Source organism: Streptomyces sp. NPDC048257 (assembly GCF_043201855.1).
In the GTDB taxonomy this organism is placed as follows: Bacteria; Actinomycetota; Actinomycetes; order Streptomycetales; family Streptomycetaceae; genus Streptomyces.
Window position 1 is genome coordinate 12282 of the sequence record NZ_JBICZI010000019.1, and the last position, 14928, is coordinate 27209.

Below are 14928 nucleotides of genomic sequence, written 5' to 3' on the forward strand. Positions count from 1 at the left end.
GGGGGAGGAGGAGGTGAAAGTCGCCAAGTCCGAGGCTCCGGCCTTCACCGGAGTCTGGTGCGAAAGGGAGACGCTTCGCCCCGTCGGGCGGAGCTATCCGGGAACGGAGTTCTGCGTGGACATCGTCGTCAAGGGCCGCAAGACCGAGGTGCCCGAGCGGTTCCGCAAGCACGTGGCCGAGAAGCTGAATCCGGAGCGGATCCAGAAGCTCGACGCCAAGGTGATCAGCTTGGACGTCGAGGTGTCCAAGGAGCACAACCCGCGTCAGGCCGACCGTTCCGACCGCGTGGAGATCACCCTGCATTCACGGGGCCCGGTGATCCGTGCCGAGGCCGCCGCCGCCGACGCGTACGCGGCGCTCGACCTGGCTCAGGACAAGCTGGAGGCCCGGCTGCGCAAGCAGCACGACAAGCGCTACACCCGCCGCGGCAGCGGCCGGATCCCGGCGGCAGAGGTGGCCGATGTGGTGCCGGGCGTGGCATCGCTGAACGGCAGCGGCCAGGTGGTGTCCGAGGAGAAGACGGACGGCGTGCCGATCACCAGGATCGGATCCATCGAGGTGCAGGGCGAAGGCCCGCTCATCGTCCGCGAGAAGACCCACTCGGCCGCACCCATGTCGCTCGACCAGGCCCTGTACGAGATGGAACTGGTCGGCCACGACTTCTATCTGTTCGTCGACTCCGAGACGAAGTTGCCCAGTGTTGTCTACCGCCGCCATGCCTATGACTACGGCGTCATCCACGTGAACCCCGACGGTGCCTCCAGCTCGGAGGAGCCGCGGGGTGGCGCCGGTGGCGCGCTCGGCGGCTGACGCTGAGCACACCCGTTCGTTGCCCCCGCGCAGGCGCTCCGGCGCCTGCGCGGGGGCACCTGCATGACGGCGATGCGACGGGTATGCGCCAGTTGGCTCACTTGTGGCCCCCGCGCCGTGGTGCGGGCATGGAATCATGGCGTGCAGTCAACCGGCTGCGGTGTGTGTCCGGTTGGCTCGGCAACTGAGCACATGCAGGGGGAGGAACGATGGCGGACAGCTTCGGGCCGGTGCGCGGGGACGGCGGCGTCGCGGGCTTCCGTGGGACGGACCCGTCGGCGGAGCCCGCCGGCGAACCCATCAGGGTGCTCGTGGTCGATGACCACGCACTCTTCCGGCGGGGACTGGAGATCGTCCTCGCGCAGGAGGAGGACATCCAGGTCGTCGGCGAGGCGGGGGACGGGGCGGAGGCCGTGGACAAGGCGGCCGATCTGCTCCCGGACATCGTGCTGATGGACGTACGGATGCCCCGGCGCGGCGGGATCGAGGCGTGCACCTCGATCAAGGAGGTGGCCCCCTCCGCGAAGATCATCATGCTGACGATCAGCGACGAGGAGGCGGACCTCTACGACGCGATCAAGGCGGGCGCGACCGGGTACCTCCTGAAGGAGATCTCCACGGACGAGGTCGCCACGGCGATCCGGGCGGTGGCGGACGGCCAGTCCCAGATCAGCCCGTCGATGGCGTCGAAGCTGCTCACCGAGTTCAAGTCGATGATCCAGCGCACCGACGAGCGGCGGCTGGTGCCCGCGCCGCGGCTGACGGACCGGGAGCTGGAGGTCCTGAAACTGGTGGCCACCGGTATGAACAACCGCGATATCGCGAAGCAGTTGTTCATCTCCGAGAACACCGTGAAGAACCACGTCCGCAACATCCTGGAGAAGCTGCAGCTGCACTCCAGGATGGAGGCCGTGGTCTACGCGATGCGGGAAAAGATCCTCGAAATCCGCTGAACCCGAGGGCCCGGGCGACAAGACACCCTCTAGAGGGCGGCCAGTTCCGCCGTGACGGCCGCCGCCTCCGCGGGTGAGCTCGCGCGCTCGACGCGTACGTCCTCGCAGCCGACCCACTCCGCCGCCTCCCGCAGGGCCTGCGCCATCGCGCCCGCGGCCTTCGGTGAGGTGAGGGAGAGCTGTCGGGCGACCAGCGTGCGGCCCTCGCGGGCCGGGTCGACGCGCCCCTGGAGCCGCCCGCCCGCCAGCAGCGGCATCGCGAAGTACCCGTGTATCCGCTTCGGCTTGGGGACGTACGCCTCCAGGCGGTGCGTGAAACCGAAGATCCGCTCCGTCCGGGGACGGTCCCAGACCAGGGAGTCGAAGGGCGAGAGCAGCGTCGTGCGGTGGCGGCCCCTGGGGGTCTCCACGAGAGCCGCCGGATCCGCCCAGGCCGGCTTGGACCAGCCCTCCACCTCCACCGGGACCAGCCCGGAGTCCGCGATCACCGCGTCGAACTCCTCGCCCTTGAGACGGTGGTAGTCCGCGATGTCGGCGCGGGTGCCCACCCCCAGGGACCGGCCGGCCAGGGCGACCAGGCGCCGTACGCACTCACGGTCGTCCAGGTCGTCGTGGAGCAGCGCGTCGGGGACGGCCCGTTCGGGCAGGTCGTAGACCCGCTTCCACCCCCGGCGTTGGCTGCAGACCACCTCGCCGGTGTCGAGGAGCCACTCCACCGCGATCTTGGTCTCGGACCACTCGAACCACTCGCCGCCGTTCTTGGCGCCGCCCAGTTCGGTGGAGGTCAGCGGGCCGTCGGCCGTCAGCCGGTCCAGCACCGCCCGCGTCGAGCGCTCCTTGTCCCGGAGGACGTGCCAGCGGTGGCCGCGCGCCCGGCGGGCCCGGCGGCGGAAGGCGAAATGCGGCCATTCCTCGATGGGCAGGATGCAGGCCGCGTGCGACCAGTACTCGAAGGCGTGCCGGTCCGACCAGTACGCCTGCTCCACGGTGTCCCGGCCCACCGCGCCCAGGCGCGCGTACGGGATCAGCTCGTGCGAGCGGGCCAGGACCGAGATGGTGTCCAGCTGCACGGCGCCCAGGTGGCGCAGGACCCCGCGGACCCCGCCGCGCCGGTCGGGCGCCCCGAGGAAGCCCTGCGCGCGCAGGGCGATGCGGCGGGCCTCGTCGGCGGACAGCGAGAGCGAAGTGGTGCCCGAAGTCATGACCGAAGACTAGGACGTCGCACTGACAGCGGGCAGGTACGGCAGTCGTGAGGGCAGGCCCAGGTCCGAGGGGAGCAGGGCGCCGACCCAGCAGTCGCGGGCGGTGCCGCGCTGCTGGATGCCGGCCCGCAGGAGTCCCTCGATCCGGAAGCCGGCCTTCTCGGCGACGGCGCGTGAGCCCGTGTTGCCGACCTCGGCGCGCCACTCCAGCCGTGCGACGCCGACCTCGGTGAAGGCCCAGCGGGCGACGGCCAGGACCGCCTCGGTCATGTAGCCCCGGCCGCGGTGCTCCTTGACCGCCCAGTAGCCGACCTCGTAGCTCGCGTAGCTGTCGCGGCCCTGGACGTGCATGCCGACGGCCGCGATCAGGGGGCCTTCGGCCCCGAGGCGTACGGCGAAGGGGAAGGCCGTCTCCTCGCGCCAGCCGTTCGGCACGATCTCGTTCACGAAGGCGTGCGCGTGCTCGTGCTCGTAGGGGGAGGGGACCAACGTCCAGCGCTGGATGTCCGGGTCCTGTGCGGCGGCGTACACCTCGTCCTCGTCGGAGGGGGTGAAAGGCCGCAATACCAACCGGTCCGTGCTGAGTGTGGTGGGCTCCATGAATGAATTCTGCTGCCGCGGCGGCGCCCGGGGCGAACAATTTTCGGTGATCCCCGAGGGCGATGCGGCACCTTCGGTGTCCCCCGTACGTTCTCAATCCGGGCACCCGTGCCCCCACGGGACCGGCGGACCTCCCGACGCGGCCACGTCCTCGCTTACGATGGCCGTTGCGGTGGGGCCCACCTGCCGTGCCCGTGTACGTACAGTGCTCAGGCCCGACCGGCAAGGAGACAAACCTCGGTGTCCGTCTTCAACAAGCTCATGCGTGCAGGCGAAGGCAAGATCCTGCGCAAACTGCACCGCATCGCGGACCAGGTCAACTCCATCGAAGAGGACTTCGTCAACCTCTCCGACGCCGAGTTGCGAGCGCTCACGGACGAGTACAAGCAGCGTTTCCAGGACGGCGAGAGCCTGGACGACCTGCTGCCCGAGGCCTTCGCGACCGTACGCGAGGCGGCCAAGCGCGTCCTCGGCCAGCGGCACTACGACGTCCAGATCATGGGTGGCGCGGCGCTGCACCTCGGCTACGTGGCCGAGATGAAGACCGGTGAGGGCAAGACCCTCGTCGGCACGCTCCCCGCGTACCTGAACGCGCTGTCCGGCGACGGCGTCCACCTGATCACGGTGAACGACTACCTCGCCGAGCGCGACTCCGAGCTGATGGGCCGGGTGCACAAGTTCCTCGGCCTGGAGGTCGGCTGCATCCTGGCGAACATGTCGCCCGCCCAGCGCCGTGAGCAGTACAGCTGCGACATCACCTACGGCACGAACAACGAGTTCGGCTTCGACTACCTGCGCGACAACATGGCGTGGTCCCAGGACGAGCTCGTCCAGCGCGGCCACAACTTCGCCGTGGTCGACGAGGTCGACTCCATCCTGGTCGACGAGGCCCGTACGCCGCTGATCATCTCCGGCCCCGCCGACCAGGCCACGAAGTGGTACGGCGACTTCGCGAAGCTGGTGACCCGCCTGACCAAGGGCGAGGCCGGCCAGCCGCTGAAGGGCATCGAGGAGACCGGCGACTACGAGGTCGACGAGAAGAAGCGCACCGTCGCCATCCACGAGAGCGGTGTCGCGAAGGTCGAGGACTGGCTCGGCATCGAGAACCTCTACGAGTCGGTGAACACCCCGCTCGTCGGTTACCTCAACAACGCGATCAAGGCCAAGGAGCTCTTCAAGGTCGACAAGGACTACGTCGTCATCGACGGCGAAGTCATGATCGTCGACGAGCACACCGGCCGTATCCTCGCCGGCCGCCGCTACAACGAGGGCATGCACCAGGCGATCGAGGCGAAGGAAGGGGTGGACATCAAGGACGAGAACCAGACCCTCGCCACGATCACCCTGCAGAACTTCTTCCGCCTCTACTCGAAGCTGTCGGGCATGACCGGTACGGCCATGACCGAGGCCGCCGAGTTCCACCAGATCTACAAGCTCGGTGTCGTCCCGATCCCGACCAACCGCGACATGGTCCGCAAGGACCAGCCGGACCTGATCTACCGGACCGAGGTCGCGAAGTTCGCCGCCGTCGTCGACGACATCGCGGAGAAGCACGAGAAGGGCCAGCCGATCCTCGTCGGTACGACGTCGGTCGAGAAGTCCGAGTACCTCTCGCAGCAGCTCTCCAAGCGCGGCATCCCGCACGAGGTGCTCAACGCCAAGCAGCACGACCGTGAGGCGACGATCGTCGCCCAGGCCGGCCGCCGCGGCGCGGTCACCGTCGCCACGAACATGGCCGGCCGTGGTACCGACATCAAGCTCGGCGGCAACCCGGACGACTTGGCCGAGGCCGAGCTGCGCCAGCAGGGCCTGGACCCGGAGGAGCACATCGAGGAGTGGGCGCACGCCCTTCCCTCGGCGCTCACCCGGGCCGAGGCCGCGGTGAAGGCGGAGTTCGAGGAGGTCAAGGAGCTCGGCGGGCTGTACGTGCTGGGCACCGAGCGCCACGAGTCGCGCCGTATCGACAACCAGCTGCGCGGCCGCTCCGGCCGACAGGGCGACCCGGGCGAGTCCCGCTTCTACCTGTCGCTGGGCGACGACCTGATGCGCCTGTTCAAGGCGCAGATGGTCGAGCGCGTCATGGCGATGGCGAACGTCCCCGACGACGTGCCGATCGAGAACAAGATGGTGACGCGCGCGATCGCGTCGGCCCAGTCGCAGGTGGAGACCCAGAACTTCGAGACGCGCAAGAACGTCCTGAAGTACGACGAGGTCCTCAACAACCAGCGTGAGGTCATCTACGGCGAGCGCCGCCGCGTGCTGGAGGGCGAGGACCTGCAGGACCAGGTCCGCCACATGATGGACGACACGATCGACGCGTACATCGCGGCCGAGACGGTCGAGGGCTTCGCCGAGGAGTGGGACCTGGAGCGCCTGTGGGGCGCCTTCCGGCAGCTCTACCCGGTGAAGGTCACCATCGAGGAGCTGGAGGAGGCCGCGGGCGACCGTGCGGGCATCACCGCCGAGTTCATCGCGGAGTCCGTCAAGGACGACATCCACGAGCAGTACGAGACGCGCGAGAAGACGCTCGGCTCCGACATCATGCGTGAGCTGGAGCGGCGCGTGGTCCTGTCGGTGCTGGACCGCAAGTGGCGCGAGCACCTGTACGAGATGGACTACCTGCAGGAGGGCATCGGCCTGCGGGCGATGGCCCAGAAGGACCCGCTGGTCGAGTACCAGCGCGAGGGCTTCGACATGTTCAACGCCATGCAGGAAGGCATCAAGGAGGAGTCCGTCGGCTACCTGTTCAACCTGGAGGTCCAGGTCGAGCAGCAGGTCGAGGAGCTTCCGGTGCAGGACGCGGCGCCGTCCCTGACGAAGGAGCCGGCGGGTGCGCGGCCGGAGATCCGGGCGAAGGGGCTGGACGCTCCGCAGCGGCCGGACCGGCTGCACTTCTCGGCGCCGACGGTGGACGGGGAGGGCGGTGTCATCGAGGGCGACTTCGACAGTGACTCCGTCGGTGGTGAGGGTGACGGGATGACGCGGGCGGAGCGGCGCAAGGCGCAGAAGGCTGCCGGTGGGCGTCGCCGTAAGAAGTAACCAGCTGCCGCTGGGTTGAGCTGCCGGGCGGGGGGGGGGGCGCCCCCGGGGGGGGGGCCGGGGGCGGGGGGGCGGGGGGGGCGGGGCGGGGGGGCGCGCCCGGGGGGGGGGGGGGGGTTGGGGGGGGGGGGGGGGCGGGCCCGGGGGGGGCCCCCCCCCCCGGCCGCGTTGTGCCCGTGCCCGTGCCCTTGCCCGTGCCGTGCCGGGTGCGGTGCCGTTGCTGGGGCTCCGCCCCAGACCCCACGCCTCAAGCGCCGGCGGGGCTGGAGGGGGTGCGCCTCAAGCGCCGGCGGGGCTGGAGGGGGTGCGCCTCAAGCGCCGGCGGGGCTGGAGGGGGTGCGCCTCAAGCGCCGGTGGGGCTGGGTGGGCCTCAAGCGCCGGCGGGGCTGGGTGGGCCTCAAGCGGTCGGCGGGGCTGGAGGGGGGCGGCGTTGGGTTCTTCATGGGCGGGGGCCCTGGATTTCCACCGCTGCGCAGCGCCAGCGGAGGTCCGGGCCCTGTTCGAGGCGGAAGGCCATGGCCGTCAGGCGGTCGCCCGTGGCGATGCGGGCGAAGGCCTCGATGACTCCCGGGCCCGGGGTGAAGCGGCCGCACTGGCGGACCACCGGGCTCAGGCGCTCGCGGAGGGGGGTCGTGGGGGCCAGGGTGATCAGCTGCTGGTAGGCGGGGCCCACGGTGTGGCCGAGCAGGGAGTGGACCGGGCGCAGGCCGCTGATCACCGCGAGGAGATGGTCGGCGAACCAGTGGTGCGGGCCGAGCCGCAGGGTGCGCGGGGGGCCGGCGGGGCGGCGCGGGTCCCGGCGCCCGGCGGGCCGGGTCCGGGTCCGGCCCGTGGGCCGTCGGCGGCTGCCGTCGTTGCCGATCGTGCCGCGCATCGTGGTGTCCATCGCGATCTGCCCCCGAACAGGCCGGGCCCGGAGCCATACCGGGCGGTAACTTGATGGGGGTTTTCTACGGCCGCCGAACACGCTCCGCAACCGGCTCCACGGCCCGTCCGGCCACCGGCCCGGTTCACCTATCCGGATGGGTGGCCCCCGCCCCCCGGCCCCGCCCGGGGCCCGCGGCGGGACCCGAGTGGACGGGGGCGGCTCCCGGTCAGGAGCCCCGAAGGGGGACGGAGTCCATCACCCGGCCGGCCCCCTCCGAGTCGTATCCTGGGGGCGTTTCCGACTACCGAAAGCAGCCGGCCATGCGCGTGTACGTCCCCCTGACCCTCCCCGGGCTCGCCGAGGTGCACAAGGCGGGTGAGCTGGGCCCCGCCCCGCTGCGGGCGTACGCCGTCACCCCCGGGCTCCGCGAGTGGTACGTGTCGGACGACATCGAGGAGCTGGAGTACGCGGCCCTGAACCGGGCCGCGCTCGCCTCCCTGCGGCTCGTCGCCGCGGACGCGAGCGCCCCGCGCCGGCGCGTCGTCGTCGCCCTCGACGTCGACGACAAGGCCGCCACCGCCACCCCCGGCGCCGACGAGGCCGCGCTCGGCCAGGTGGCCCTGGCCGCCGCCGTACGGCTCTCCGTGGCCGCCGCCGTGCACGTGGACGCCGATGACGCCGACGAGGACGTGGCCGCCGCCGCAGGGGCCCTGGACGCCGCCGACGGCGGCGACGCGGACGCGCAGGCCACCGTCGACACCGCCGAGGACCACGAGCTCCTGTGGTTCGGCGTGCAGGAGATTCCGGGACTGCTCAAGTGACTCACCACCACATCGTCTGGGACTGGAACGGCACGCTCCTTCACGACATCGACGCCGTCATGATCGCGACCAACGCCTCCTTCGCCGAGCTCGGCTTCGCGCCGATCACCTTGGAGACGTACCGCGACCTGTACGTCGTACCGGTGCCCAAGTTCTACGAGCGCCTCATGGGACGGCTGCCCACCGACGAGGAATGGCTCGTCATGGACGACACGTTCCACCGCCACTACTGGGCCGCCGCCGAGACCGCCGGGCTGGCCGAAGGCGCCCGCGAGCTGCTCCGCGACTGGCAGCAGGACGGGCTGACTCAGTCCCTGCTGTCCCTCGCGCCCCACGACAAGCTCGTGCCCCTGGTCCGGTTCCACGGCATCGACCGGCACTTCCTGCGCGTCGACGGGCGGACCGGCCCCTCCCACACCTCCAAGGCGGGACATCTCGTACGCCACCTGGCCGCCCTGGACGGGACGGGTGTGACGGCCGACCGTACGGTCCTCATCGGAGACGCCGTGGACGACGCGCTCGCCGCCGCCCACGTCGGCGCCCGGGCGGTTCTCTACACGGGCGGTTCGCACAGCCGCAGCAGTCTGGAATCAGCCGGGGTACCGGTCGTTGACACCCTGGCAGAAGCCGTCCGGACAGCTCGTGAGCTGGCCGAATAGCTACTGGACAGGCCGCTGCACGGGCGGCCGGTCATGTCGCTGGCCAGAGTGTCAAAGTTCCACCCCAAGATTTGTACAGATGCAGCGAATGACGACCTGGGGGTAGGTCGGGATAGCCTGGTACCCGTGATCAGCGCGATAGTCCTCGGGGGCACTGGAGCCTCCGGCCTGCGCCCGGCGCACGACCGTGCCCGGGCCTTCGCTGATCCCCGCCACCGGGACCTCCGGCCGATCATGGCTCATTCCCTCCCGGTCGGCTCTCTCGACGGCATAGCGTCGATCCCGGACGGACACCCCGCCTCGCGGCGCTATGTCATTCCTTCCTTCACCTACGTCACGCAATGGCGCGCGACAGGAGCCAGAGGACATGCAGACCAAGCTGGACGAAGCAAAGGCCGAGCTGCTCGCACGGGCGGCCCGGGTAGCTGAGCACAGCCCGGCCGGGGGGCTACTTCCGACTGGGTCCGAGCGGGGAGAGCGTCCAGACCAGGACGCGGTGCTCTCCTACCTCCAGCGCTACTACCTCCACACGGCGCCGGAGGACCTCGCGGACCGGGACCCGGTCGATGTGTTCGGAGGCGCGCTCTCGCACTACCGGCTCGCCGAGAACCGGCCGCAGGGCACCGCGAACGTGCGCGTGCACACCCCCACGGTGGAGGAGAACGGCTGGACCTCCAGCCACTCCGTCGTCGAGGTGGTCACCGACGACATGCCCTTCCTCGTCGACTCCGTGACGAACGAGCTGTCCCGCCAGGGCCGCGGCATCCACCTCGTGATCCACCCGCAGGTCGTCGTCCGCCGTGACGTCACCGGCAAGCTGATCGAGATCCTCGGCCCCGACTGCGACGCGCACGGACCGCGCACCGCGCGCCCCCACGACTCCCTCGTCGAGTCCTGGATCCACGTCGAGATCGACCGGGAGACCGACCGCGCCGACCTCAAGCAGATCAACGCCGACCTGCTGCGCGTCCTGTCCGACGTACGGGAGTCCGTCGAGGACTGGGAGAAGATGCGCGACGCCGCGCTGCGCATCGCCGAAGGCCTGGCCGAGGAGCCCACCGCCCCCGACCTGCGCGAGTACGAGCTCGAAGAGGCCCGTGAGCTGCTGCGCTGGCTCGCCGACGACCACTTCACCTTCCTCGGCTACCGCGAGTACAACCTCGTCGACGGCGACTCCCTGGCCGCCGTGCCCGGCACCGGCCTCGGCATCCTGCGTTCCGACCCGCACCACAGCGGCAAGGACGACGGCCACCCGGTCTCGCCGTCCTTCAACCGGCTGCCGGCCGACGCCCGCGCCAAGGCCCGCGAGCACCGCCTGCTGGTGCTGACGAAGGCCAACAGCCGCTCCACCGTGCACCGCCCCTCGTACCTCGACTACGTGGGCGTGAAGAAGTTCGACGCCGAGGGCAACGTCATCGGCGAGCGCCGCTTCCTCGGCCTCTTCTCCTCCGCCGCGTACACCGAGTCCGTGCGCCGCGTCCCGGTCATCCGCCGCAAGGTCGTCGAGGTCCTCGACGGCGCCGGCTTCGCGCCGAGCAGCCACGACGGCCGCGACCTGCTGCAGATCCTGGAGACCTACCCGCGCGACGAGCTGTTCCAGACCCCGGTCGACCAGCTCCAGGCCATCGTCACCTCCGTCCTGTACCTCCAGGAACGCCGCCGGCTGCGGCTCTACCTGCGCCAGGACGAGTACGGCCGCTACTACTCGGCGCTGGTCTACCTGCCCCGCGACCGGTTCACCACCGGGGTGCGGCTGCGCCTGATGGACATCCTCCGGGAGGAGCTCGGCGGCATCAGCGTCGACTTCACCGCGTGGAACACCGAGTCGATCCTCTCCCGCATCCACTTCGTCGTCCGCGTCCCGCAGGGCACCGAGCTGCCCGCGCTGACCGACTCCGACGTCGAGCGCATCGAGGGCCGTCTCGTCGAGGCCGCCCGTTCCTGGGCCGACGGCTTCCAGGAAGCGCTGATCGCCGAGTGCGGCGAGGAGCGCGCCGCCGAGCTGCTGCGCCGCTACGGCACCTCCTTCACCGAGGGCTACAAGGCCGACCACTCGCCGCGCGCGGCCGTCGCCGACCTGATCCACCTGGAGAGGCTCGCCGCCAGCGACCGCCGGTTCGCGCTCTCGCTGTACGAGCCCGTCGGCGCGGGCCCCGGGGAGCGCCGGTTCAAGATCTTCCGGGCCGGCGAGCAGGTCTCGCTCTCCGCGGTCCTGCCGGTGCTGCAGCGCCTGGGCGTCGAGGTCACCGACGAGCGCCCCTACGAGCTGCGCCGCTCCGACCGGGTCAGCGCGTGGATCTACGACTTCGGCCTGCGGATGCCCCTCTCCGGCAACGGGGACAACTACCTCGGCGACGACGCCCGCGAGCGCTTCCAGGACGCCTTCGCCGCGGTCTGGCAGGGCGACGCGGAGAACGACAACTTCAACGCCCTGGTGCTGAGCGCCGGGCTCACCTGGCGGCAGGCCGTCGTCCTGCGCGCGTACGCCAAGTACCTGCGCCAGGCCGGCTCCACCTTCAGCCAGGACTACATGGAGGACACCCTCCGCAACAACGTCCACACCACCCGGCTGCTGGTCTCGCTCTTCGAGGCCCGGATGGCGCCCGTGCGCCAGACCGCCGGCAGCGAGCTCGTGGACGCCATGCTGGAGGAGCTCGACGGGGCCCTGGACCAGGTCGCCTCGCTCGACGAGGACCGCATCCTGCGCGCCTTCCTCACCCTCATCAAGGCCACGCTGCGCACGAACTTCTTCCAGCTCAACGGCGTGGGCGAGCCGCACTCGTACGTGTCGATGAAGTTCGACCCGCAGGCCATCCCGGACCTGCCGGCGCCGCGTCCGGCCTTCGAGATCTGGGTGTACTCCCCGCGCGTCGAGGGCGTCCACCTGCGCTTCGGCAAGGTCGCCCGAGGCGGCCTGCGCTGGTCCGACCGCCGCGAGGACTTCCGTACGGAGATCCTCGGCCTGGTCAAGGCGCAGATGGTCAAGAACACCGTGATCGTGCCGGTCGGCGCCAAGGGCGGCTTCGTCGCGAAGAACCTCCCCGACCCGTCGGTGGACCGTGACGCCTGGCTCGCCGAGGGCATCGCCTCGTACAAGATCTTCATCTCGGCGCTGCTCGACATCACCGACAACATGGTCGCCGGCGAGGTCCTGCCCCCCAAGGGCGTGGTCCGCCACGACGAGGACGACACCTACCTCGTCGTCGCCGCCGACAAGGGCACCGCGACCTTCTCCGACATCGCCAACGGAGTGGCCGAGTCCTACGGCTTCTGGCTCGGCGACGCCTTCGCGTCGGGCGGCTCGGCCGGCTACGACCACAAGGGCATGGGCATCACCGCCCGCGGCGCGTGGGAGTCCGTCAAGCGGCACTTCCGCGAGCTCGGCCACGACACCCAGACCGAGGACTTCACCGTCGTCGGCGTCGGTGACATGTCCGGCGACGTGTTCGGCAACGGCATGCTGCTCTCGGAGCACATCCGCCTGGTCGCCGCCTTCGACCACCGGCACATCTTCATCGACCCGAACCCGGACGCGGCCACCTCGTACGCCGAGCGCCGCCGCCTGTTCGAGCTGCCGCGCTCCTCGTGGGCCGACTACGACACCTCGCTGATCTCGGCGGGCGGTGGCATCCACCCGCGTTCGGCGAAGGCCGTCCCGATCACCGCGCAGGTCCGTGAGGCCCTCGGCATCGAGGCGGGCGTCACCAAGATGACCCCGGCCGACCTGATGAAGGCGATCCTGCAGTCCCCGGTGGACCTGCTGTGGAACGGCGGCATCGGTACGTACGTCAAGGCCACGGCCGAGACGCACGCGGACGTCGGCGACAAGGCCAACGACGCCATCCGCGTCAACGGCTCCGACGTGCGGGCCAAGGTCATCGGCGAGGGCGGCAACCTGGGTCTGACCCAGCTGGGGCGGATCGAGTTCGCCCGCAGCGGCGCCGGCGGCGAGGGCGGCAAGGTCAACACCGACGCCATCGACAACAGCGCGGGCGTGGACACCTCCGACCACGAGGTGAACATCAAGATCCTGCTCAACGCGGTCGTCACCGACGGCGACATGACCGTCAAGCAGCGCAACAAGCTGCTCGCCCAGATGACCGACGAGGTCGGCCACCTGGTGCTGCGCAACAACTACGCGCAGAACATCGCGCTCGCCAACGGCGCGGCGCAGGCCCCGAGCCTGCTGCACGCCCAGCAGCGCTACATGCGGCGGCTGGAGCGGGACGGGCGGCTGGACCGGGCACTGGAGTTCCTGCCCACCGACCGGCAGATCCGTGAGCTGCTGGGCAGCGGCAAGGGTCTGACCCAGCCGGAGCTGGCCGTGCTGTTCGCCTACACCAAGATCACGGTGGCGGACGAGCTCATCGCCACCGAGCTGCCGGACGACCCGTACCTGCGCCGTCTGCTCTTCGCGTACTTCCCGGCCGCGCTGGCCGAGAGGCTCACCGAGCAGATCGACGCGCACGCGCTGCGCCGGGAGATCATCACCACCATCCTGGTCAACGACACCGTCAACACCGGTGGTTCGACCTTCCTGCACCGTCTGCGCGAGGAGAGCGGGGCCTCCACGGAGGAGATCGTCCGGGCGCAGCTCGCGGCCCGCGAGATCTTCGGCCTGGCCGAGGTGTGGGACGCGGTGGAGGCGCTCGACAACAAGGTCGCCGCCGATGTCCAGACCCGGGTGCGGCTGCACTCGCGGCGCCTGGTCGAGCGCGGTACCCGCTGGCTGCTGAACAACCGGCCGCAGCCGCTCCAGATCAGCGAGACGATCGTCTTCTTCTCGGAGCGGGTGAGCCAGGTCTGGGCCGAGCTGCCGAAGCTGGTGCGTGGCGCGGACCTGGAGTGGTACCAGTCGATCATGGACGAGCTGACGGGTGAGGGCGTTCCGGAGGAACTGGCCGCCAAGGTGGCCGGGTTCTCGTCGGCCTTCCCGGCGCTCGACATCGTGGCGATCGCCGACCGCACGGGTGTCGACCCGCTGGAGGTCGCCGAGGTGTACTACGACCTCGCCGACCGCCTGGACATCACCAAGCTGATGGACCGGATCATCGAACTGCCGCGGTCCGACCGCTGGCAGTCGATGGCCCGCGCGTCCATCCGCGAGGACCTGTTCGCGGCGCACGCGGCCCTGACCGCCGACGTGCTGTCGGTGGGCAACGGCAGTTCGACTCCCGAGGAGCGCTTCAAGGCGTGGGAGGAGAAGAACGCGGCGATCATCGGGCGGGCGCGGACGACTCTGGACGAGATCCAGGGGTCGGACGACTTCGACCTGGCGAACCTGTCGGTGGCGATGCGGACGATGCGGTCGCTGTTGCGCGCGCACAGCTGATCGCGGGTTGCACGTGATGGAACGGGCCGGGCCCGGGACCATGGGGTCCCGGGCCCGGCCCGTTCCCGGTTCGCCGGGTGCGGCGCCGTTGCCGGGGGCGCTGCCCCCGGACCCCCGCGCCTCAAACGCCGGCGGGGCCGGAAGGGTGGGGGAAGGAGAAGGCCACGCCCAGGCGGGCGGCCAGGGTGCGGCCGGCCTGACGGGCGCGGGCGCACTCGTAGGGCAGGCCCGGGCGGTTGTGGACGGTGGCCAGGCGGGCCGTACCCGGGGGTGCGTCCAGGACCGCGCGGAGTTCGACGTGCCAGCCGTGGGTCTCGTGGTCGGCCCACACCGCCTCGACGGCCAGGATCCGGCCCGGCAGGGCCGAGGCGCGGACGGTCAGGGAACGGACGTCGAGCGCGTCGTCGTCGGCGCCGGGCGGGGGGACCAGGGCGGCGCGGCGGGCGTGCAGGAGCTCCTGGGCCTCCGCCAGCCCCACCCCCGGCGGCGGGCCCGCGTCCCGCAGGGCCTTGACCGCCGGCAGGAAGTGCCCGCGCAGAAGGTGGGCGTCAGCCTGCGCGCGGGCCGCAGCGGGCAGGTCGTCCCAGGTCGTCATGCAGATCATGGTCGGCGAGGGCGGGGCGGCGGTCCAGTGGGGGCCGGG

The 14928-nt window shown here is 70.9% G+C and carries 10 protein-coding genes; 6 read left to right on the forward strand and 4 right to left on the reverse strand.

What is annotated here, in order from left to right:
* The first annotated feature begins 115 nt into the window (after positions 1-115).
* Both hpf and ACGFZK_RS27945 read left to right on the forward strand, forming a co-directional pair.
* Positions 116-811 carry a ribosome hibernation-promoting factor, HPF/YfiA family gene (gene hpf, locus ACGFZK_RS27940; RefSeq protein ID WP_393851715.1) on the forward strand — a complete coding sequence of 232 codons (696 nt, stop codon included), beginning with the start codon at positions 116-118 and terminating at the stop codon, positions 809-811.
* Positions 812-1020: 209 nt separating this feature from the next.
* A complete protein-coding gene (locus tag ACGFZK_RS27945) occupies positions 1021-1764 on the forward strand; it encodes a response regulator (RefSeq protein ID WP_393851616.1) in 744 nt (247 codons plus the stop codon).
* Between the two features lie 29 nt (positions 1765-1793).
* Here ACGFZK_RS27945 and ACGFZK_RS27950 read toward each other — a convergent pair whose 3' ends face one another.
* Positions 1794-2966 (reverse strand): winged helix-turn-helix domain-containing protein, encoded by a 1173-nt coding sequence (locus ACGFZK_RS27950; protein ID WP_393851617.1) that lies wholly within the window; start codon positions 2964-2966, stop codon positions 1794-1796.
* Between the two features lie 9 nt (positions 2967-2975).
* The gene (locus ACGFZK_RS27955) at positions 2976-3566 is read right to left on the reverse strand and encodes a GNAT family N-acetyltransferase (protein WP_393851618.1); all 591 of its coding nucleotides are present in this window, start codon (positions 3564-3566) and stop codon (positions 2976-2978) included.
* A 240-nt stretch (positions 3567-3806) separates the two neighbouring features.
* On the opposite strand from ACGFZK_RS27955, the gene secA reads away from it, so the two are divergent.
* Positions 3807-6605: a preprotein translocase subunit SecA gene (gene secA, locus ACGFZK_RS27960; protein WP_393851619.1), complete on the forward strand. Its 2799-nt coding sequence runs from the start codon at positions 3807-3809 to the stop codon at positions 6603-6605.
* 439 nt (positions 6606-7044) lie between these two features.
* On the opposite strand, the gene ACGFZK_RS27965 is transcribed toward secA, so the two are convergent.
* The gene (locus tag ACGFZK_RS27965) at positions 7045-7491 is read right to left on the reverse strand and encodes an Rv3235 family protein (RefSeq protein WP_393851620.1); all 447 of its coding nucleotides are present in this window, start codon (positions 7489-7491) and stop codon (positions 7045-7047) included.
* A 302-nt stretch (positions 7492-7793) separates the two neighbouring features.
* Between ACGFZK_RS27965 and ACGFZK_RS27970 the strand changes: the two genes are divergently transcribed.
* The 3 genes from ACGFZK_RS27970 to ACGFZK_RS27980 all read left to right on the forward strand — a co-directional run bounded on the left by ACGFZK_RS27970 (position 7794) and on the right by ACGFZK_RS27980 (position 14285).
* Positions 7794-8294 carry a DUF6912 family protein gene (locus tag ACGFZK_RS27970; protein ID WP_393851621.1) on the forward strand — a complete coding sequence of 167 codons (501 nt, stop codon included), beginning with the start codon at positions 7794-7796 and terminating at the stop codon, positions 8292-8294.
* Complete coding sequence (locus ACGFZK_RS27975; RefSeq protein WP_393851622.1) at positions 8291-8953, forward strand: HAD family hydrolase; 663 nt, start codon at positions 8291-8293, stop codon at positions 8951-8953. Before ACGFZK_RS27970 ends, ACGFZK_RS27975 begins: the two co-directional genes overlap by 4 nt.
* Positions 8954-9320: 367 nt before the next feature.
* Positions 9321-14285, forward strand: a complete 4965-nt coding sequence (locus ACGFZK_RS27980; protein WP_393851623.1) for an NAD-glutamate dehydrogenase — start codon at positions 9321-9323, stop codon at positions 14283-14285.
* Positions 14286-14406: 121 nt separating this feature from the next.
* Here ACGFZK_RS27980 and ACGFZK_RS27985 read toward each other — a convergent pair whose 3' ends face one another.
* Positions 14407-14880 carry a hypothetical protein gene (locus tag ACGFZK_RS27985; RefSeq protein ID WP_393851624.1) on the reverse strand — a complete coding sequence of 158 codons (474 nt, stop codon included), beginning with the start codon at positions 14878-14880 and terminating at the stop codon, positions 14407-14409.
* Positions 14881-14928 lie beyond the last annotated feature (48 nt).